Source organism: Streptomyces sp. NPDC058701 (assembly GCF_042715295.1).
Classification (GTDB): Bacteria; Actinomycetota; Actinomycetes; order Streptomycetales; family Streptomycetaceae; genus Streptomyces.
Genome location: NZ_JBHXSY010000010.1, coordinates 149,893 through 169,385, shown reverse-complemented (window position 1 = coordinate 169,385; position 19,493 = coordinate 149,893). Strand labels below are relative to the sequence as shown.

The 19,493-nt window shown below is 73.8% G+C and carries 19 protein-coding genes, 1 tRNA gene and 1 pseudogene; 11 read left to right on the top strand and 10 right to left on the bottom strand.

Features of this window, described 5'->3' with window-relative positions; all coding sequences use genetic code 11:
• Positions 1 to 118 precede the first annotated feature (118 nt).
• Positions 119 to 808 (bottom strand): DUF461 domain-containing protein, encoded by a 690-nt coding sequence (locus ACFWW8_RS14040; RefSeq protein ID WP_386527949.1) that lies wholly within the window; start codon positions 806 to 808, stop codon positions 119 to 121.
• A gap of 634 nt (positions 809 to 1,442) precedes the next feature.
• Here ACFWW8_RS14040 and ACFWW8_RS14035 point away from each other — a divergent pair.
• The 6 genes from ACFWW8_RS14035 (at position 1,443) to ACFWW8_RS14010 (ending at position 7,825) form a co-directional block, all read left to right on the top strand.
• On the top strand, positions 1,443 to 1,925 hold the full coding sequence (locus tag ACFWW8_RS14035; RefSeq protein ID WP_120722213.1) for a CarD family transcriptional regulator: 483 nt from the start codon (positions 1,443 to 1,445) through the stop codon (positions 1,923 to 1,925).
• A 311-nt stretch (positions 1,926 to 2,236) separates the two neighbouring features.
• Positions 2,237 to 2,983 (top strand): 2-C-methyl-D-erythritol 4-phosphate cytidylyltransferase, encoded by a 747-nt coding sequence (ispD, locus tag ACFWW8_RS14030; RefSeq protein ID WP_386527946.1) that lies wholly within the window; start codon positions 2,237 to 2,239, stop codon positions 2,981 to 2,983.
• Positions 2,973 to 3,527 carry a 2-C-methyl-D-erythritol 2,4-cyclodiphosphate synthase gene (gene ispF, locus ACFWW8_RS14025; protein WP_386527944.1) on the top strand — a complete coding sequence of 185 codons (555 nt, stop codon included), beginning with the start codon at positions 2,973 to 2,975 and terminating at the stop codon, positions 3,525 to 3,527. Before ispD ends, ispF begins: the two co-directional genes overlap by 11 nt.
• A 116-nt stretch (positions 3,528 to 3,643) precedes the next feature.
• Positions 3,644 to 5,044 carry a cysteine--tRNA ligase gene (gene cysS / locus ACFWW8_RS14020; RefSeq protein ID WP_386527942.1) on the top strand — a complete coding sequence of 467 codons (1,401 nt, stop codon included), beginning with the start codon at positions 3,644 to 3,646 and terminating at the stop codon, positions 5,042 to 5,044.
• 95 nt (positions 5,045 to 5,139) lie between these two features.
• Positions 5,140 to 6,111, top strand: a complete 972-nt coding sequence (rlmB, locus tag ACFWW8_RS14015; protein ID WP_267724489.1) for a 23S rRNA (guanosine(2251)-2'-O)-methyltransferase RlmB — start codon at positions 5,140 to 5,142, stop codon at positions 6,109 to 6,111.
• Positions 6,112 to 6,289: 178 nt separating this feature from the next.
• A complete protein-coding gene (locus ACFWW8_RS14010) occupies positions 6,290 to 7,825 on the top strand; it encodes a DoxX family membrane protein (RefSeq protein WP_386527940.1) in 1,536 nt (511 codons plus the stop codon).
• Positions 7,826 to 7,963: 138 nt separating this feature from the next.
• On the opposite strand, the gene ACFWW8_RS14005 is transcribed toward ACFWW8_RS14010, so the two are convergent.
• The 3 genes from ACFWW8_RS14005 to ACFWW8_RS13995 form a co-directional block, all read right to left on the bottom strand.
• Entirely contained in the window at positions 7,964 to 8,740 is a 777-nt protein-coding gene (locus tag ACFWW8_RS14005) for an NDP-sugar synthase (RefSeq protein ID WP_386527937.1), read from the bottom strand.
• Positions 8,741 to 8,768: 28 nt separating this feature from the next.
• Entirely contained in the window at positions 8,769 to 9,182 is a 414-nt protein-coding gene (locus tag ACFWW8_RS14000) for a hypothetical protein (protein WP_386527935.1), read from the bottom strand.
• 213 nt (positions 9,183 to 9,395) lie between these two features.
• Positions 9,396 to 10,484 (bottom strand): ABC transporter ATP-binding protein, encoded by a 1,089-nt coding sequence (locus ACFWW8_RS13995; protein ID WP_386527932.1) that lies wholly within the window; start codon positions 10,482 to 10,484, stop codon positions 9,396 to 9,398.
• A 240-nt stretch (positions 10,485 to 10,724) separates the two neighbouring features.
• On the opposite strand from ACFWW8_RS13995, the gene ACFWW8_RS13990 reads away from it, so the two are divergent.
• A tRNA-Thr gene (locus ACFWW8_RS13990) sits at positions 10,725 to 10,798 on the top strand.
• A 50-nt stretch (positions 10,799 to 10,848) separates the two neighbouring features.
• On the opposite strand, the gene ACFWW8_RS13985 is transcribed toward ACFWW8_RS13990, so the two are convergent.
• Entirely contained in the window at positions 10,849 to 12,240 is a 1,392-nt protein-coding gene (locus tag ACFWW8_RS13985) for an NAD(P)/FAD-dependent oxidoreductase (protein ID WP_386527930.1), read from the bottom strand.
• Between the two features lie 157 nt (positions 12,241 to 12,397).
• Here ACFWW8_RS13985 and ACFWW8_RS13980 point away from each other — a divergent pair, with 157 nt between their 5' ends.
• Complete coding sequence (locus tag ACFWW8_RS13980) at positions 12,398 to 12,742, top strand: hypothetical protein (RefSeq protein ID WP_386527927.1); 345 nt, start codon at positions 12,398 to 12,400, stop codon at positions 12,740 to 12,742.
• A 77-nt stretch (positions 12,743 to 12,819) separates the two neighbouring features.
• Here ACFWW8_RS13980 and ACFWW8_RS13975 read toward each other — a convergent pair whose 3' ends face one another.
• Positions 12,820 to 13,545 carry a class I SAM-dependent methyltransferase gene (locus ACFWW8_RS13975; RefSeq protein ID WP_386527925.1) on the bottom strand — a complete coding sequence of 242 codons (726 nt, stop codon included), beginning with the start codon at positions 13,543 to 13,545 and terminating at the stop codon, positions 12,820 to 12,822.
• A gap of 105 nt (positions 13,546 to 13,650) precedes the next feature.
• Between ACFWW8_RS13975 and ACFWW8_RS13970 the strand changes: the two genes are divergently transcribed.
• Together ACFWW8_RS13970 and ACFWW8_RS13965 are read left to right on the top strand one after the other, a co-directional pair.
• Positions 13,651 to 14,610, top strand: coding sequence for an aminoglycoside phosphotransferase family protein (locus ACFWW8_RS13970; protein WP_386527922.1), 960 nt, complete (start codon positions 13,651 to 13,653; stop codon positions 14,608 to 14,610).
• 9 nt (positions 14,611 to 14,619) lie between these two features.
• Positions 14,620 to 15,126, top strand: a complete 507-nt coding sequence (locus ACFWW8_RS13965; protein WP_386527919.1) for a GNAT family N-acetyltransferase — start codon at positions 14,620 to 14,622, stop codon at positions 15,124 to 15,126.
• A 58-nt stretch (positions 15,127 to 15,184) separates the two neighbouring features.
• Here the strand turns inward: ACFWW8_RS13965 and ACFWW8_RS13960 are convergent.
• Positions 15,185 to 15,349 (bottom strand): annotated as a pseudogene (locus ACFWW8_RS13960) (oxidoreductase); the annotation flags it as partial.
• A gap of 119 nt (positions 15,350 to 15,468) precedes the next feature.
• Here ACFWW8_RS13960 and ACFWW8_RS13955 point away from each other — a divergent pair.
• A complete protein-coding gene (locus tag ACFWW8_RS13955) occupies positions 15,469 to 16,182 on the top strand; it encodes a pentapeptide repeat-containing protein (RefSeq protein WP_386527917.1) in 714 nt (237 codons plus the stop codon).
• Positions 16,183 to 16,513: 331 nt separating this feature from the next.
• Here ACFWW8_RS13955 and ACFWW8_RS13950 read toward each other — a convergent pair whose 3' ends face one another.
• The 3 genes from ACFWW8_RS13950 to ACFWW8_RS13940 all read right to left on the bottom strand — a co-directional run bounded on the left by ACFWW8_RS13950 (position 16,514) and on the right by ACFWW8_RS13940 (position 19,033).
• Positions 16,514 to 17,017: a hypothetical protein gene (locus tag ACFWW8_RS13950; RefSeq protein ID WP_386527915.1), complete on the bottom strand. Its 504-nt coding sequence runs from the start codon at positions 17,015 to 17,017 to the stop codon at positions 16,514 to 16,516.
• Positions 17,018 to 17,099: 82 nt separating this feature from the next.
• Positions 17,100 to 17,720 (bottom strand): response regulator, encoded by a 621-nt coding sequence (locus tag ACFWW8_RS13945; RefSeq protein ID WP_386527913.1) that lies wholly within the window; start codon positions 17,718 to 17,720, stop codon positions 17,100 to 17,102.
• The gene (locus ACFWW8_RS13940; protein WP_386527910.1) at positions 17,717 to 19,033 is read right to left on the bottom strand and encodes a sensor histidine kinase; all 1,317 of its coding nucleotides are present in this window, start codon (positions 19,031 to 19,033) and stop codon (positions 17,717 to 17,719) included. Before ACFWW8_RS13940 ends, ACFWW8_RS13945 begins: the two co-directional genes overlap by 4 nt.
• Positions 19,034 to 19,493: the final 460 nt, after the last annotated feature.

Sequence of the window (19,493 nt, the reverse complement as noted above, 5' to 3'; positions counted from 1 at the left end):
CAAGTTCGAGCCGTAGGCCGCGGGACTCCGCGGGCCGTCATCCTTACGGGTGTACGGGGAGGGCCCCCAGCCGCAGGTGCGGCTGGGGGCCCTTCCCGTACGGGTACGGGTCCGCGGCTCAGTGGCCCGCGGCGTGCGAGGCGGAGCCCGACGGGGAGGAGCCGGCCGCGCCGCCCGTGGCACCCGCGGAGGGGCTGCCGGAGGGCGAGCCCGAGGGGGAGCCGGAGGCGGAACCGGACGGCGTGCCCGAGGGGCTGCCGGACGGCGTGACGGCGGGGGCCGGGGCCCCGGTCGGGCCGAAGCCCGCGTACATGCCGGTGTTGGGGACCACGAAGGCCTCCAGCTCGACGTCGCCCGTGCTGCTCAGCTGGAAGACGACCTGCTGGACGTCGCCGTCCTTGACCGCCTCGGCGCTCGCGCCCTGCTCGATCTGCGCGGAGGCGTTGCCCTTCCCGCCCAGGATCACGGAGCCGCCGGCCGGCACGGTCACCTTGCCGGTGCCCTCGGCGGCCTTCAGCACGACCTTGGCCTTGCCACCCGGGAGGGTGATGCCGTCGAGGGTCTGCGCCTTGGTGCCGGAGTTGAAGACCGTGGCCGATACGGCGGCCGCGGTGTTCTTCTTGTCCTTCTCGCCCTGGGTGATGACCAGAGCGTTCTGGATCTTGATCTCGCCCTTGGTGACGGCGGCGTTGTCCGGCTTGATCTGCAGGGTCTCAGCGTTGTTGCCCGCACTGCATGCAGCCAGCGAGGCGATCGAGAACACGACGGCGGTGGCGGCGAGGGCGCCGCGTCGAAGGCTGCGGCTCACGGCGGCGGCATCTCCTTGGACGAACGGAAGGGGAGGGTGGGCACTCGGAACGGCCGGGGTGGAGCCGCTCTAAGGGTGTGTCAGCGCGCTTAGGTTACCGAGCCGCCGCCCCGCCCCCGCACCCGACCCTCCGCAGCGCGGCCCCGCGCTCGGCCAGCCCCGCGATCTTGCATTCCGTCCCGGCGGTTCCCCCGGCGGTTCCCGCGCCGTTCCCCCGGTCTTCCCCCGTCGATCATGTCGACGATCATGCGGGGCGCGCATATGGCGTGCCGGCCGCCCGGTGATCAATTCGGGATTCCTTCGAACGCCACCCCGTGATCAATTCCGGATTGGGCCGGAACCCGCTGGGTGGGGGCGGCCGCCAGTCGAACGGAGTAGTTCGTTTTCCGACTTCCGAACGCCGCAAAACGGGACGTACGTCACTCTGGCGGAACTGCCGGGCGGGTGTGACGTGACCCTTTCGCCTGGTCCGTACAGCGCCCCCGACCTGCGGATACCCCCTTCCCGAGGCCTTCCGCAGCACGTTCGTGTTGCTGTTGTCAAGCCCCGAGAGGTGCCCTGACCTGCGAAAACGCCATTCATAACGGTCAGTTCTCGTGTTACCCTGGATAGCCACGGAAGGGGTACCTGTCACATGACGTTCAAGGTTGGCGACACCGTGGTCTATCCCCATCACGGGGCCGCGCTGATCGAGGCCATTGAGACTCGCCAGATCAAAGGCGTGGACAAGACCTACTTGGTGCTCAAGGTCGCCCAGGGCGACCTGACTGTTCGTGTGCCTGCGGACAATGCGGAGTTCGTCGGTGTGCGCGACGTAGTCGGCCAGGACGGACTGGACCGGGTCTTCGAGGTGCTCCGCGCACCGTTCGCAGAAGAGCCGACGAACTGGTCCCGACGCTACAAGGCAAATCTGGAGAAGCTCGCTTCTGGCGATGTCATCAAGGTCGCAGAAGTAGTGCGTGACCTGTGGCGTCGTGAGCGCGAGCGCGGACTCTCCGCGGGTGAGAAGCGCATGCTCGCGAAGGCCCGCCAGATTCTGGTCAGCGAGCTCGCGCTCGCGGAGAACACGAACGAGGACAAGGCCGAGGCCCTCCTCGACGAGGTCCTCGCGTCCTGACGCGAGTACCCCGTTCCGCTGATCTGAGTACAGCAGAACAGTGGTCGCACCATTGTGCCGCGGTGCCCGATGGCACGGCCCCTCCTCCACGAGGGACCTGTCGCCGGGCGCTGCGGCATGTCTGCGTCCGCACCGTCCGGTGTACTCCTGGCACCGTAGTGAACCCCTGATCCCGCCGGTGTACCGGGTCCGGGCAGCCGGCTCGACCGGTCGTCACGGAAGGGGCGAGGGCGTCGCACCCGGCACATCAACGAGGGCCATACCCATGTCGGCCGAAGCCACAAACCTGGCTGCGCAACCCGGAGCTACCGATGTCTGACGAAACGCGACCGCACCGCACCGCCGCGGTGATCCCCGCCGCCGGACGCGGGGTACGTCTTGGCCCCGGCGCCCCCAAGGCCCTGCGGGCCCTGGGAGGCACCCCGATGCTGATCCACGCCGTCCGGGCGATGGCCCGCTCCCGCGCGGTCTCCCTCGTGGTGGTGGTGGCCCCCGCCGACGGCGCCGCCGCGGTACGCCTCCTGCTCGACGAGCACCCGCTGCCCGACCGCGCCGAGGTCCTCGTCGTCCCCGGCGGGGAGACCCGCCAGGAGTCCGTGCGCGCCGGACTCCAGGCGCTGCCCGCCGACGTCACCTCCGTACTCATCCACGACGCGGCCCGGCCGCTGGTCCCCGTGGACACCGTCGACTCCGTCGTGGAGGCGGTCCGGGGCGGGGCGCCCGCCGTGGTGCCCGCGCTGCCGCTGGCCGACACCGTCAAGGAGGTCGAGCCCGGCGGGCCGGGCGAGCCCGAGCCGGTCGTCGCCACCCCCGACCGGGCCCGGCTGCGCGCCGTCCAGACGCCGCAGGGCTTCGACGTCGCCACCCTGCTGAGGGCGCACGCCGAGATCCCCGTCGACGGGGAGGGCGCCACCGACGACGCCGGCATGGTGGAGCGGCTCGGCGTCACCGTCGTGGTCGTCCCCGGCCACGAAGAGGCCTTCAAGGTCACCCGCCCCCTCGACCTCGTCCTCGCCGAGGCCGTACTCGCCCGCAGGAGGGCCACCGATGCGTACTAGTACCGAAGGACCGGCAGACCAGGACGGCCCCGTGGCCGGATCCGGAGCCGCCGCGCAGGCCCCGCTGATCCCGCTCGTCGGCATCGGCACCGACGTGCACGCCTTCGAGACCGGCCGCGACCTGTGGTGCGCCGGGCTGCTGTGGCCGGGGGAGACGGGCCTCGCCGGGCACTCCGACGGTGACGTCGCCGCGCACGCCGCCTGCGACGCCCTGTTCTCGGCGGCCGGTGTCGGCGACCTCGGCGCGCACTTCGGCACCTCCCGCCCCGAGTGGTCGGGCGCCCCGGGCACCACCCTCCTCGCCGAGGCGGCCCGCATCGTCCGCGCCGAGGGCTTCGAGATCGGCAACATCGCCGTCCAGGTGATCGGCGTGCGCCCGAAGGTCGGCAAGCGGCGCGAAGAGGCGCAGAAGGCGCTCTCGGCCGCTGCGGGCGCCCCCGTGTCCGTTTCCGGCACCACCACCGACGGCCTCGGCCTCACCGGCCGGGCCGAAGGCCTCGCCGCCCTCGCCACCGCCCTCGTGTACCGGACGAACCGGGCCTAAGGGGGGCGTCGTCCGGCCTCCGTCCGCGCCGCCGCCGACACCGCTTCGGCAACAAACCCGCCCCGCGCCCCGAAAGGGTCGCGGGGCACTGCTATGGGCGCACTACCCTGGATGCCGTGACTCTTCGCCTGTACGACACCAGCGCCCGGCAGATCCGTGACTTCACCCCGCTCACAGCGGGCTGCGTCTCGATCTACCTCTGTGGCGCCACGGTGCAGGCCGCCCCGCACATCGGGCACATCCGGTCGGGCCTCAACTTCGACATCATGCGCCGCTGGTTCGAGTACCGGGGCTACGAGGTCACGTTCATCCGCAACGTGACCGACATCGACGACAAGATCATCGCGAAGTCGGCCGAGCAGCGCCGCCCCTGGTGGTCCATCGGCTACGAGAACGAGCGGGCCTTCAACGACGGCTACGCCGCCCTCGGCTGCCTCCCGCCCACCTACGAGCCCCGCGCCACCGGCCACGTCACCGAGATGGTCGAGATGATGCGCGGGCTCATCGAGCGCGGTCACGCCTACGAGTCCGAGGGCAACGTCTACTTCGACGTGAAGTCGTACCCCGGCTACCTCTCGCTGTCCCGTCAGGACCTCGACAACATCCGCCAGCCGGAGAGCACCGGCGAGACCGGCAAGCGCGACGCCCGCGACTTCGCCATGTGGAAGACCGCCAAGCCCGGCGAGCCCTCCTGGGAGACGCCCTGGGGCCGCGGCCGTCCCGGCTGGCACCTGGAGTGCTCCGCCATGGCGCACAAGTACCTCGGCGAGGCCTTCGACATCCACGGCGGCGGCCTGGACCTGATCTTCCCGCACCACGAGAACGAGATCGCGCAGGCCAAGGCCTTCGGCGACGACTTCGCGAAGTACTGGGTCCACAACGCCTGGGTCACCATGTCCGGCGAGAAGATGTCCAAGTCCCTCGGGAACTCGGTCCTCGTCTCCGAGATGGTCAAGCAGTGGCGCCCGATCGTCCTGCGCTACTACCTCGGCACCCCGCACTACCGGTCGATGATCGAGTACAGCGAGGAGGCCCTGCGCGAGGCGGAGTCCGCGTTCGCCCGGATCGAGGGGTTCTACCAGCGCGTGGTGGAGAAGGCCGGGAAGGCCGTCGAGCCCGCCGCCGAGGTCCCGCCGGCGTTCGCGGAGGCGATGGACGACGACCTCGGCGTCCCGCAGGCGCTCGCCATCGTCCACACCACCGTCCGGCAGGGCAACAGCGCCCTCGCGGCCGACGACAAGGAAGCGGCGGTCGCGCGCCTGTCCGAGGTGCGGGCCATGCTCGGCGTCCTCGGCCTGGACCCGCTCGACCCGCACTGGGCCGGCGAGGCCGACCGGGGCGAGGACCTGCACGGCGCGGTCGACACCCTCGTACGCCTGGTCCTGGAGCAGCGCGAATCCGCCCGGGCCCGCAAGGACTGGGCCACCGCCGACGCCATCCGCGACCAGCTCCAGCAGTCCGGCCTGGTCATCGAGGACAGCCCCACGGGACCCCGCTGGACGCTCGGCCCCCGCTGAGCCCACCGGAGCAGTCCGACTGTGCCGCCCGGCCCCCCGGGCGGCACACTCTTCATACGTACATACCGCAGCATCAACGAAAACAGGTAGAAGTCATGGCCGGGAACAGCCAGCGCAGGAACCGCCGCACGTCCAACAAGAAGGGCGCGACGGTCGGCAGCGGTGGCCAGCGGCGCAAGGCCCTGGAGGGCAAGGGCCCCACCCCCAAGGCCGAGGACCGCAAGAAGCACAAGGCGAACCGCATCAGCAACGCCATGGCCCGGCAGGCCGCCAAGCGCCGCCCGGCCCCGCGCCGCGGCGGTCCCAAGGGCACCAGCGAGATGGTCGTCGGCCGCAACCCGGTCTTCGAGGCGCTGCGCGACGGTGTTCCGGCCACCACGCTCTACGTCCAGCAGTTCATCGACAACGACGAGCGCGTCCGCGAGGCCCTCCAGCTCGCGGCCGAGCGCGGCAACATCAACCTGATGGAAGCCCCGCGCCCCGAGCTCGACCGCATGACGAACGGGCTCAACCACCAGGGCATGGTCCTCCAGGTCCCGCCGTACGAGTACGCGCACCCGGAGGACCTGACCGCCGCCGCGTACGACAACGGCGAGGACCCGCTCATCGTCGCCCTCGACGGCGTCACCGACCCGCGCAACCTCGGCGCGATCGTCCGCTCCGTCTCCGCCTTCGGCGGCCACGGCGTGGTCATCCCCGAGCGCCGCGCCGCCGGCATGACCGCCGGCGCCTGGAAGTCGTCGGCCGGTACCGCCGCGCGCACCCCGGTCTCCCGCGTCACCAACCTGACGCGCGCCATCCAGGAGTACAAGAAGGCGGGCATCACCGTCGTCGGCCTCGCCGCCGAGGGCACGCACACCGTGAACGACCTGGAGGCGCTCGGCGGCCCGGTCGTCATCGTCGTCGGCTCCGAGGGCAAGGGCCTCGGCCGCCTCGTCGGCGAGAACTGCGACTACCTGGTGCGCATCCCGATGCCGGGCGGCGCCGAGTCCCTCAACGCCGGTGTCGCCGCCGGCGTCGTGCTGTACGAGGCCGCCCGCCGCCGCGCCGACCGCGGCCGCGTCTGATCCGCGGGACCGCTCCGACCGCTCCGACCGGTCCGGTCGGTTTGATCCACTTGGCTCACGGAAAGTGACCCGTGCGCGTGTCACCCCGCCCGTTACGGGCGGGGTGGCTTGATCTTGACGGGTCTCGGACAGATCCCTGACGTCAAGGCAGTGTCCTAAACACTGATCACTCGGTTAGATGAGTGTGGACACCAGAACGTCAGGGTTCGACGACCAGCCCGCGCTGAGCATGGTCAAGGTGCCGTGCGATCCCGCACAGGTCATCGTCAACCACGCCAGCTTCCGCGTGCGGCTCGCACCGAGCCCGAGCGCGCGTTCCAAGCCCGCGAACGCCCCCGGCCGCGCACCCGTCCTCGGCGGCGCCGTGGTCGCCGCGGCCGGAGCCACCCGCCGCCGGGCCCCCGTCGTGTGGAGCGGCAAGGCGGCTCCCGGCGACTCGGCCGCCATGGGGGGACTCCTCCAGGCCGTGCGGGAGGCCGGGCGCGGCCACGACGAGTACGACGGCGGCGCCACCCAGACCATCCCCCGGGTGGATTTGGCCCAGGACCTCGCCGACGACACGCTCGCCGCGCCGACCGTCATCGGCCAGCGCAGCTACGGGGACCCGGACGAGACGCGCCCGCTGGCCGCCGTACGGGACCTCCCGTACGGGCAGCCGCCGGGCGGCGCCGGGCCCGGGGAGGACTCCCGGCGGCCCGCCGACAGCCGTGCACAGGCCTCCTACTATCCGGGCCGCCGGATGAACCTCGGCGTCGTGCTGCTCCCGCTGCGCGTCTTCCTCGGGTTCATCTCCATCTACGCCGGCATGGGCAAGCTGTGCGACCCCGTCTACTTCGACGGCGGCGAGCGCGGCTCCATGGTGACCTGGCTGCACACCCTGCACCCGTGGGCGCTGGCCGAGCCGCTGCGCGACTTCGCGCTCGCGCACCCGGTGGGCGCCGGCCTGAGCGTCGCGTTCCTCCAGGTCATCGTGGGCGTGCTCACCGTCTTCGGCCTGTGGCAGCGGTTCGCCGCGAGCTTCGGGGCGCTGCTGTCCGCCGCGCTGCTGATGACGGTGAGCTGGAAGACGGTTCCCGCGTACGACGCGCCCGACATCATCTACCTCGCCGCCTGGAGCCCGCTGATCATCGCCGGCGCCCCGGTGTACTCCCTCGACGGGCGGCTCGCGGGCGAGGCCTGGCGCACCCTCGGGCCGCGTTCCGAGGTCTGGCGGCTGCGGCGTCGGGTCCTGCGGCGCGGGGCCGTCATGGCCACCGTCGTCTGCGGGCTCACCCTGCTCGTCGGCTCGCTGCTCGGCGGGGCCGTCCGCTCCAGCACCGTGGTCACCGTCCCGGGGCCGGGAGAGCCGCCGAGCAACTACCTGCCGGGCCAGCCGCTCCCGAAGGCGCCCGTCCGGCAGCAGCCGACGCAGCAGCCCACCAGGGCGCCGGCCAAGCCGTCCGCCACCGCCTCCGAACCGGCCGCCAAGTCCGGCCGGAGCGCGAGCGGGGAGCCCGCCCGGGAGACCGCGGGAACCGGAACCGGATCCGGGTCCAAGTCGCCCTCCGCCACGAAGGGCGCGACCGGCCGGCAGCAGACCCCGCGCAGCACCCCCCGGCAGTCCGCCCCGCAGAAGCCGCCGTCCTCCTCCTCGGGGAGCACCAGCGGTACCGGCGGGACCGGCGGGAGCACTGCGCCGAAGAAGCCCGGTCTGGTCGGCGGCCTCCTCGGCTGAGTCCGGCCGAACCACGAGGGGCCCGGTGCGCGCCAGCGTGCCGGGCCCCTTCGCGTGCAGCGGGGGCGGGGCCCGCGGGGGGCTGCGCACGGGGTGTCGTGCGGGTGCGCGAGGCCCCGTACGGGCGTGTGAAAAGCCTCAGGAGCCCGTCTGCGCGGCCAACTCCCGTGCGGCCTCGGTCAGGTCCTTCGCGGTGTCGATCGCCCGCCAGTAGGCCCCCTGGGGCAGCGGGAAGCCCGCCAGGCGGCGCTCACGCGCCAGCCGCGGGAAGGTCGTGCGCTCGTGGTCACCCAAGTCCGGCAGCAGTGGCGCGAATTCGGGCCCGAAGACGTACACCCCGGCGTTGACGGGGTACGGCGACTGCGGAGCCTCGATGAAGTCCAGCACCTGGCCGAACTCGTTGGTCTCCACCACGCCCCACGGGATGCGCGGCCGGGCCAGTGCCAGCGTCGCCGTCGCCCCCCGCTCGGCGTGGAAGGCCGCCATCTCGCGGAGCGAGAACCGGGTCCAGACGTCGCCGTTGGTCGCGTACCAGGGCAGCTCCGGGTACGGGAGGCTGCGGGCCGCGTACTTCAGGCCGCCGCCGCGCCCCAGCGGCTCCTCCTCGACGACGGTGGTCACGCGCAGCGGCAACCGCGCCCCGGCCAGCCACTCCTGGAGCACGCCGGCGAGGTGCCCGCAGGAGACCACCGCGTCGGTGACGCCCTCGGAGGCGAGCCAGGCCAGCTGGTGCCCGATGATCGGCACGCCGGTCCCCGGGATCTCGACCATCGGCTTCGGGCGGTCGTCCGTGTACGGCCGCAGCCGCGAACCCTGGCCTCCCGCCAGGACGACTGCCTGGACGGGTGCGGCGGGGAACGCGGCTGCGGGATCGGACGGTTGGGGTGCTGCGGGTTCGGGAGCTGCGTCGGTCATGACCGCCAGCGTAGGGATGCGGCGGGTGTCAGCCCATGGAGGCGACGCCGGTCGCGTACGAGGTGTCGCACACGGGGCGGGCAAAGGACTGGGCCTTCGTCGGGCCGTACGCGTCGACGGCGGCGCGTCCCAGGGCCCGCGCGATGCCCGCGCAGTGCTCGGCCAGCGACGGCCTGCGGTCCACCTCCTGCTGGAGGTGGGTGAGGACGTCCCCCGGTTCCTCGCCCTGCTGCAGTTCGCTCAGCAGCTTGTCGCGCAGTACGTCCTGTGCGGCGCGCGGCTTGGCGGGGACGGAGACGTCCTCGGCGGAGGCGGTCAGGATCCGGGAGGAGGAAGTGTCCGCCCAGGGGACCATGGTGACCGCGAGGGTCCCGGACAGGACCAGGACGACGGGCAGGACCAGGGCGAGGGAACGGCCGATACGGCGGGCAGTGTGGGTCACGAGGGCGAGAGTAGCGCTCGGTGAAGATTTGGCGACATTTAGTCACCCTGTCGGGGGATGGTTCGACGTGGCTTTTCGAATACGGGGTTGACGGTTGGGGCCGAATGGCCCGTTCTGTCGGGGTTCTGGCGGCTGGCCGCGCGGGGCAACGGACGCGAAAGGGGCGCCCCTTGGGGGGCGCCCCTTCTCGTGCGTCGGACCGTGCCGCGGCGGCTACTTGGAGAGCCGTGCGCCCGAGGACGTCGAGAACACGTGGATCTCGTCGGCCCGCGGCACCACGTGGAGCTCGGAGCCCTTCTCCGGGACCTGGCGGCCGCCGACGCGGACCACGAGGTCCTGCGAGCCGTCGGCGGCGGAGGTCGAGCCGTACACGTAGCCGTCGGCGCCGAGTTCCTCGACGACGTTCACGGTGACGGTCAGGCCGCCGGTCGCGGCGATGTCGAAGTGCTCCGGGCGGACGCCGACCGTGACGGTGCGGTCGCCCGCGTCGGCCGCGGCGGACAGCGCCTCGCGCGACACCGGGACGACGCTGTCGCCGAACTTCACGCCGCCGTCGGTGATCGGGACCTCGACGAGGTTCATGGCCGGGGAGCCGATGAAGCCGGCGACGAACAGGTTCGCCGGGCGGTCGTACATGTTCCGCGGGGTGTCGACCTGCTGGAGCAGACCGTCCTTGAGGACCGCGACCCGGTCGCCCATCGTCATGGCCTCGACCTGGTCATGGGTGACGTAGACGGTGGTGATGCCGAGGTCGCGCTGGAGCGCGGCGATCTGCGTGCGGGTGGACACGCGGAGCTTGGCGTCCAGGTTCGACAGCGGCTCGTCCATGAGGAAGACCTGCGGCTTGCGGACGATCGCGCGGCCCATGGCGACGCGCTGGCGCTGGCCGCCGGAGAGCGCCTTCGGCTTGCGGTCGAGGTACTGGGTCAGGTCCAGCATCTTCGCCGCGTCCTCCACCTTGCGGCGGATGGTGGCCTTGTCCTCGCCGGCGATCTTGAGCGCGAAGCCCATGTTGTCGGCGACGGACATGTGCGGGTACAGCGCGTAGTTCTGGAACACCATCGCGATGTCCCGGTCCTTGGGCGGCAGGTGCGTCACGTCGCGCTCGCCGATGCGGATGGAACCGCCGTTGACGTCCTCCAGGCCGGCCAGCATGCGCAGCGAGGTGGACTTGCCGCAGCCGGAGGGGCCGACGAGGACGAGGAACTCGCCGTCCTCGATCTCCAGCTCCAGCTGGTCGACGGCGGGCTTGTCGCCGCCGGGGTACAGGCGGGTCGCCTTGTCGAAAGTGACAGAAGCCATGGTGGTGAATCCCTTCTACCGGCAGGAACGTGCCGGACGATCCGAGTGGAAGGTCTAGTCCAGTTGTCGGACTCCGCTCGACGCTACCCGTCCAAACGGCTCCTGTCAGCACCCTGACGGACCCGATTGTCGGCCCGGCGTGCTTCCGTGCGCCCTCGCGCGCGGCCGGACGGGCCGCCCGGCGGCGGCGACAACGTGATGGTCCCGGTGAGGGGCCTCTGTGTAGAGTGAGAGCGCCTCGCCTCCTTAGCTCAGCTGGCCAGAGCGCCGCTCTTGTAAAGCGGGGGTCGTCGGTTCGAACCCGACAGGGGGCTCCGCGCACGAAGGCCTCGGACGTTCGCCGTCCGGGGCCTTCGCCGTGCCGTCAGTGGCGGCCCGCCACGCGGTCGGCCAGGCGGGCCAGGGGGGTCGTCCGCGGACTGCCGGTGGACGCCTCGCGGCGGTCCGCCGCGCGGTAGGCCGCGTACAGGGCGTGGACGCCGAGCCAGCGCAGCGGTTCCGGTTCCCAGCGGCGGACGCGGTGGCCGACCCAGGGCAGCGCGGTCAGGTCGGTGGGCTCGCCGAGGACGAGGTCGCGCAGGGTGCGGGCGGCCAGGTTGGAGGTGGCGACGCCCGACCCGACGTATCCGCCCGCCCAGCCGAGGCCCGTGGCGCGGTCGAGGCTGACGGTGGCGCACCAGTCGCGGGGCACGCCGAGGACGCCGGACCAGGCGTGGGTGATCTCCGTACCGGTGAGCTGGGGGAAGAAGGAGGTGAGGAGGTCGGTGAGGGCGGTGATGGTGGCCGGCTCGGTGCGCCCGGTGTTCCCGGCGCCCGCCGCGCGCGATCCGAAGCGGTACGGGGCGCCGCGGCCGCCGATCGCGATGCGGCCGTCGGCGGTGCGCTGGGCGTACATGTAGGCGTGGGCCGTGTCGCCGAGGGTTGCGGCGTCCGACCAGTTGAGGGACTCCCAGACCGCGGCGGGGAGCGGGGCCGTCACGATCATCGAGGAGTTCATCGGCAGCCACGAGCGGCGCTGCCCCCTGAGGGCGGCGGTGAAGCCCTCCGTGCAGCGCAGGACGTGGGGGGCGCGGACGGTTCCGTACGGGGTGACGGCGCGGCCGGGGGCGATCCCCGTGACGGGGGTGGACTCGTGGATGACGACGCCGAGGCGCTCGCAGGCGGCGGCCAGCCCGGTGACCAGCTTGAGGGGGTGGATCCGGGCGCCGTGCGGGGTCCAGCTGGAGCCGAGGGCGCCGGCGACGTTGACGCGGGCGCGGGTGGCGGCCGCGTCGTACAGCTCGCGGTCGGTCTCGCCGAAGGAGAGCTCGGTGGCGTGGAAGGCCCGCAGGCGGGTGAGTTGGGCGGGGGTGCGGGCGACTTCGAGGACGCCGCCGCGGTGGATGTCGGCGTCGATTCCCTCCGAGGAGGCGGTCTCGACGACCTCGGTGACGGTGTCGTTCATGGCCCGCTGGAGGCGCAGGGCCGCGGGGTGGCCGTGGAGCGCGGCGTAACGGTCGCGGCCGGCGATGCCGTTGTAGAGCCAGCCGCCGTTGCGGCCGGAGGCGCCGTAGCCGCAGAACGCCTGCTCCAGGACGGTGACGCGCAGGTCGGGGGCGGCGCGCTTGAGGTAGTAGGCGGTCCAGAGGCCCGTGTAGCCGCCGCCGACGATGACGACGTCGGCGGTGGCGTGGGAGGTGAGGGGCGCGCGGGGTGGGGTGGTCGGGGCGGTGGGGTCGGTCGCGTACCAGAAGGAGATGCCGCCGTTGATCGTCATGGAGGAGTTGCTACACCCGGTTCCGAAGGGGTGTCCAGGGACGGAGTGTCGTGTTCCGGGGGCGGATCGGAGGCCGAAGGACCGATGCGGGGGCGGGGTGGCGATCCGTACGGTGGGCCGGGGGGTTTGTCATTGTTTCAGTGGAGAGGTGCGGTTCGTGGCGCGGGTGCGGAAGGCAGGGCGCGCGGGTCGCGCCGTCGTGGCGGTCGCGGTGGCGGCCCTCCTCGGCGGGGCCGCGGCGGGCTGCGGGGGCGGCGGCGCGGACGCGACGGCGGACGCCGACGCGGCCTTCGTCGTACGGACCAGCCCGATCGCCGACCGGCTGGCGAAGCTGCCGGCCCGGGTGGAGGGCGGGACGGTCGTCGTGGGCCGGGGGGACGCGCCGCACGTGCTGGACGGGAAGCCGCTGGGGAAGCGTGCCGCCGGGTCGATCTTCGACGGGGCGGCGCTCGCCGCGGCGCTCGGGGAGGCCGGAGTCGGGAAGGGTGGAGGCGGCGGGTAGGCGGTGGGGGTGGGGTGTTGGGGGATGCCGGGTGCCGGTGGCGGGTGGCGGGTGGCGTGTTGGCGGAGCCGTGCGGGTCAGGGGCGGCCCGCGACGAACCAGCGGGCGGGCAGTTCCACCGGGGAGCCGTCCGCGCGGTTCTCGCTCATCGCGAGGGTGGTGGGGCCCTCCTCCAGGACGGTGAGGCCGGCGCCGCGCAGCAGTGCGGCGACCTCGCCCTCGGCGACCTCGCCGGGGCGGAGGTCGTGCTCCTTGACGCGTCGCAGTTTGAGGGAGGGGCCGCCGGGCTGTTCTGCGATGGCGGCGATGACCCGTTTGGCGTCGCCGGTGGGTTCCAGGACGAGGGCACGGCCCCGCGCGCCGACGAGGGCGGCGACGGCCGCGGCGACGGCCGGGCGGTCCTCGGGGTCGCTCTGGTGCAGGACGGCCCGCATGTAGACGTGGGTGTCGCCGAGGCGGGCGTGCAGGGCGCGGGCCGGGGCCTGGTCCGCGTCGGCGAGGTCGAGCTGCTCGTACGCGGCGGTGCCCTCCGGGTCGGCGCGGCGGGCGTGGACGACCGCGGCGGCAGAGAGGTCGACGCCGACGGCGCGGGGGAAACGGGTGGCGAGGTAGCGCGTCTGGGTGCCGTTGCCGCAGCCGAGGTCGGCGATGGGGAGGCCCGGGTCGGCGTACGGGGTGAGGCGGGGGAGGTCGCGGGCGGCGGTGCGGGCGGGATCGGCGTCCCAGAAGGGCTCGCCCGGCTCGCCGGAGCTCTGCTCCCAGAAGCCGTCCCAGGACGTGCGGTAGCGGTCGGACACGCTCATGCGGTCGGTCTCCCTGTATGGCTGGTGCGGGTGGGTGGTGTTCGTGCGGGTGGGGTTCGTGCGCCGTGTGGCTACCCCGGAAGCGGCCGCCGTAGCCTCGGGACCATGGTCGACAGGGTCGGGAACGTCAGGGAGATCGGGGACGCCGGGGACGCCGGAGGCTTCGAGATCCCGCCGGGTCTGGTCGAGGCGCAGGCGACGTACGGCGGCGACGCGGGCCGGGCGTTCATCGCGGGGCTGCCCGCGCTGGCGGGGCGGTTCCTGGAGCGGTGGGAACTGCGGCGTACGGGGCCGGGGATGCACGGGGTGGCCGCGCTGGTGCTGCCGGTGGAGCGGGCGGACGGTACGCCGGCGGCGCTGAAGCTCCAGACGGTGGACGAGGAGACGGCCGGGGAGCCGGTGGCGCTGCGGGCGTGGGACGGGGACGGCGCCGTACGGCTGTGGGAGCACGACGCGGCGTCGGGGGCGATGCTGCTGGAGCGGCTGGACGAACGGCGGCCGCTGACGGCCGTCGCGGAGCGGGACGCGCGCGCGGCGGTGGAGGTGGTCGCCGGGCTGCTGGTGCGGCTGACGGCGACGCCGGCTCCGGCGGGCCTGCGGGGGCTCGGCGCGATGGCGGCCGGAATGCTGGAGGACGTACCGCGGGCGCTGGGGCGGCTGGCGGACGGGCGGGACCGGCGGGTGCTGGCGGACTGCGCGGCGGCGCTGGCGGAGGTGGCGGGGGAGCCCGGCGACCGGTTGCTGCACTGGGACCTGCACGACGGCAACGTGCTGGGCGGCGGCGCCGGGGGCCGCGGGGAGTGGCTGGCGATCGACCCGAAGCCCCTGGCGGGGGACGCGGGCTTCGAGCTGCTGCCGGCGATCGTGAACAACTTCGCGGCGGAGGAGGTGCGGTGGCGGTTCGACCTGCTGGCGGAGGCGGTCGGGCCGGACCGGGAACGGGCGCGGGCGTGGACGCTGGCGCGGGTGCTGCAGAACTGCCTGTGGGAGGTGGAGGACGGGGAGGAACGGCTGCCGGAGGAGCAACGGGCGGTGGCGGAGCTGCTGATGGGGCGTGATGTCTAGAGTGCGGGGATGATCCGTAACGCGCGTGTCGCCGACGTTCCCGTCATCCGGGACATGATCCGAGAGCTGGCGGAGTACGAGAAGGTGCCGGGGGAGGCCCGCGCGACCGAGGAGCAGCTGCGGGAGGCGCTGTTCGGCGAGCGGCCGGCGGTGTTCGCGCACATCGCGGAGTCCGAGGACGGCGAGCCCGTGGGCTTCGCGGTGTGGTTCCTGAGCTTCTCGACGTGGCGCGGGGCGCACGGGATCTACCTGGAGGACCTGTACGTACGCCCCGGCGCGCGCGGCGGCGGCCACGGCAAGGCGCTGCTGGCGGAACTGGCGCGGACCTGCGTGGAGCGGGGGTACGAGCGGCTGGAGTGGTCGGTCCTGGACTGGAACACCCCGGCCCTCGACTTCTACCGGTCGGTCGGGGCGGCGCCGATGGACGAGTGGACGGTGCACCGCCTGACGGACGACGCGCTCCGCGGGCTGGCGGGGGGCGGGGGGCGGCCCGGGAGGGTCAAGGTTCGAGGATGACCTTGCCCGTCGTGGCGCGGGTCTCCAGGGCGTGGTGGGCGGCGGCCGCCTGGGCGAGGGGGTAAGCGGCGTACTCGGCGTATCGCAGGGCGGTGTCGAGGAGGTGCACCCCGGCGGCGGCCACGGCGATGCGGACCTGGCCGGGGGCCGGTACGGGGGTGGGGGCGGATTCGTAGGTGAGGTTCTCGGCGGGGCCGAAGGCGTGGAGGCGGACGGCGTGCAGGGAGGGGGTGCGGGCATCGGCGTGGGGCTTGGCGTGGGTGTCGGCATGGGGTCGGGCTCTTGTCTCAAGCGGGCTCGAGGTCAAGGGGTGTTGTCGGTGCGGTGCGCCAGGATGGGGGAATGGCGCGAAACGGGCAGCAGCAGCGGACGGCCAAGGGCGTGGAGGCCGTGAAGGCGGTGAAGGCGGTGAAGGAGGCGAAGCGGCCGGAGGTGCGGCTGCCGGAGCTCGCGGTGTGGGCGGACGGCGAGCTGGAGCCTGACGGCGACTACGACGGGGTGGAGTTCGCCGACCTGGATCTGACGGGGCAGGAGGGGATCGGGGCCCGGTTCATGGACTGCGCGGTGCGGCGCTGCGTACTGGACGAGGCGGGGCTGGCGAAGGCGCGCGTGCTGGACTCGGTGCTGGAGGGGGTCCGGGGCGTGGGGACGGACCTGTCGGGAGCGTCCCTGCGGGACGTGGAGCTGGTGGACGCCCGGCTGGGCGGGGTGCAGCTGCACGGGGCGGTGCTGGAGCGGGTGGTGGTGCGCGGGGGGAAGATCGACTACCTGAACCTGCGGAAGGCGCGGCTCAAGGACGTGGTCTTCGAGGGGTGCGTGCTCGTGGAGCCGGACTTCGCGGGCGCGGTGCTGGAGCGGGTGGAGTTCCGGGACTGCGCGGTGCGGGGGGCGGACTTCTCCGGGGTACGGATGACGGACGTGGACCTGCGGGACGCCGCCGTGCTGGAGATCGCCCGCGGGGTGGAGGCGCTGTCCGGGGCGGTGATCAGCCCGGCGCAGCTGTTCGACCTGGCGCCGGCGTTGGCTGCGCAGCTGGGGGTACGGGTGGTTGCGTAGCGGTGCCGGGGCGCCGGCGCTGGCCTGGGCGGGCCTTGCGCTGCCCGGCCGGGCCCGGCCTGGCGGACCAGGCGCCGGCCGGGCGGTGGGGGCGGGGGCTCGGGCCGGGCGGGGGCGGGTTGCTCGGGGGCCACGGGGCTCCGCCCCGGACCCCGCGCCTCAAACGCCGGCGGGGCTGATGCTGGCCCGGCGGGCTGGATTCAGCCCCCGGCGGGGCTGGTGTCGGCTGCGGCGGGGCTGGCATCGGCCCCGGTGGGCTGATGTCGGCTCCGGTGGGGGTGGTATCGGCCCCCGTGGGCTGGTGTCGGCCCCCGGTGGGGGTGGCGGGGGGTTACGCCGGGACGCGGGGGAAGCGGGACTGGAGGGTCCAGATGGCCGGGTTGTCGGCGAGGCCCTCGTGCATGTCGACGAGGTCCGCGATCACGTCGTGCAGGAAGTCGCGGGCCTCGCGGCGCAGCAGGCGGTGGCTGAAGGTCAGCGGCGCCTCCTCGGCCGGCATCCAGTCGGCCTCGACGTCGACCCACCCGAAGCGGCGCTCGAAGAGCATCCGGTCCGTGGACTCGGTGAAGTCGAGTTCGGCGTACTGGCGGTGGGCGGAGCGGCTGCCGCGCGGGTCCTGGTCGAGCTGCTCGACGATGTCGCACAGGGCCCAGGCGAAGTCCAGTACGGGCACCCATCCCCAGGCTGTGGATACTTCCCGGTCCGCGTGGGTGTCGGCGAGGTAGACGTCCCCGCAGAACAGGTCGTGGCGCAGGGTGTGGACGTCCGCCGAGCGGTAGTCGGTCTGCGGGGGGTCCGGGAAGCGCCGGGAGAGGGAGTAGCCGATGTCGAGCACGTACCCGATGGTGTCACGGGTCCGGGCCGCCCCCGCCCCCGGCCGTGCGGGGTACGGCGGCGGCGGGGTACGGCGGCGGTGCTCACGGCAGGAGGCGTTGTTCCTTGGCCACCGACACGGCTCCCGCGCGGGTGTCGACGCCGAGCTTGTCGTAGATGCGGCCCAGGTGGGTCTTGACGGTGGCCTCGCTGATGAACAGGGCCCGCGCGATGTCCCGGTTGCCGAGGCCGCGGGCCAGCTGGCCGAGGATGTCCAGCTCGCGGTCGGTCAGGGTGGGGCGGGTGCCGCGCATGTGGGCCATCACACGGCTGGCCACCGGCGGGGAGAGGGTGGTGCGCCCGGCGGCCGCGGAGTGGATGGCCGCGAAGAGCTCCTCGGGCCGCTCCGCCTTGAGCAGGTAGCCGGTGGCGCCCGCGCCGATGGCGCGGGTGATGTCGGCGTCCGTGTCGTACGTGGTGAGGACCAGGACGTGCGGCGGCCCGGGCAGGGCCGTGATGCGGCGGGTGGCCTCCACGCCGTCGATGCCCTCGCCCAGCTGGAGGTCCATCAGGACCACGTCGGGCCGCAGTTTGGCGGCCAGCGCGACCGCCTCCTCGCCGCTGCCCGCCTCGCCGAGCACCTCGATGTCCGGCTCGCTGCCGAGCAGGGCCAGCAGTCCGGCGCGGACCACCACATGGTCGTCGCAGAGCAGGATCGTCGTCATCCGGTGGGCTCCAGGGGGACGGCCGCGGAGAGGACGGTGCCTTCTCCGGGCGCGGATTCGATGGTCAGGGTGCCGCCCAGCTGGCGCACGCGGGCGCGCATCGCCGGGAGGCCGTGGCCGCGTTCGGGGGCGCGGGCGGTGCCGGGACCGTTCCCGTTCCCGTCCCCGATCCCGGTGCCGGTGCCGGTGCGGGGCTCGCCGAAGCCGTGGCCGTCGTCGGCGACGTCCAGGACGACCTGGTCGCCCAGGAAGCTGAGGGTGAGGGCGGCGGAACGGGCACCGGAGTGCTCGCGGACGTTGGCCAGTGCCCCCTGGGCGATGCGCAGCAGGGCCGACTGGACGCGGTCGGGGAGCGGCGCCGGAGCGCCTTCGAGGTGGAAGCGGACCTCGATGTGCGGGCCGGCGTCCAGGGCGCGCAGGGCGTCGGCGAGGCCGGCACCGTCGGCGAGTTCGGAGGGGGCCAGGTCGTGGACGAGGCGGCGGGCCTCCGCGAGGCCGTGCGCGGCGATGCCGGTGGCGGTACGGACGTGCGCGCGGGCGGTGCCGGGGTCGGTGTCCCAGGTGCGGTCGGCGGCCTGGAGCAGCATCTGCTGGCTGGAGAGGTTCTGGGCGAGGGTGTCGTGGATCTCCATGGACAGCCGCTGCCGTTCGGCGAGGGTGCCTTCGCGGCGCTCGGTGGCGGCCAGTTCCCGGCGGGTGCGGATGAGGTCGTCGATCAGGGCCCGCTGGGCCTCGGCCTGGCGTTCCGTGTGGACGAAGACGGCGGTCGCGAGGGCGGCCACGGCGGGCGGGGCGAGGAGCAGGTTCGGGTCGAAGGCCGTGGCGAGCTGGAGCTGGGCGAGGACGACGAAGGTGGTGAGGAGGGCGACGAGGACGACCGCCGCGCGGGGACGGAGGGTGCGCAGGGCGGTGTAGAAGAGCGGGACGGCGCACCAGGCGAAGCTGGGCGCGAGCAGGACGAGGACCACCCAGGTGGCGACGACCAGACCGAGCCACAGCAGCCGCCCGAGGGGCGGGGCCGGTGCGGTGGCCGCGGGGGCGGCGGCCCCGGCCCCGGCGGCCCGGGCGTCGGGGGGCGGGGTGGCGCCGACCGCGGGGCCGAGCACGTACAGCAGGGAGAGCGTGACGCTGAGCGCGATGATCCACGGGGTGCGGGGTTCGCCGGGGTGGCGGAGCAGGAACCGGGCCAGGGAGGCGCCCAGGAGCAGGAAGAACGCCGCGTGCGTGACGGTGGCCAGGGTGCGGGTGTCCGGTCGCCGCGGTGGGGGGTGGCTCACGGGGTCTCCTGGGGTGGGGGGTGCGGCCCTCCCCATCCTGCCGGGTCCGCGCGGGGCGGCGCGGTCCCCTCGCGGGGCGGCGCGGGGTGGGGCGACGGGGCCGTGGGGCGATGGGGCCGTGGGGCGGTGCCCCGGTGGGGCGGGGCTTCGGGGTCGGGCCGGGCCGGCCTGGTGCGGGACAGGCGTCCGGATCCGGTTCCGTGGGGGCGGCCGGGGCTGCCGCCGGGGTGGGTGTTCGGGCGGGGGCGGGCCCGGTCGCGCCGCCGGCGCTGTTCCTGGTGGGGGAGGGGTGGTGTCAGCCAATACCGGAGTCGGGGGCGGCGCATCGGCCGATCGGTTGACCCCCGGGTCAACCGGTGCGGTCGGCGGCGGGAGCCGGTACGGGGACGGGCCGGCGGGGGTTCCGGACCCAGGCTTGGAGCAGTGGAGGAGCCGGCCCGCCCCGCACCACCGGAGCGGACGGCCCCACCGATGTCGCCCCCCGTGTCACCGTCCT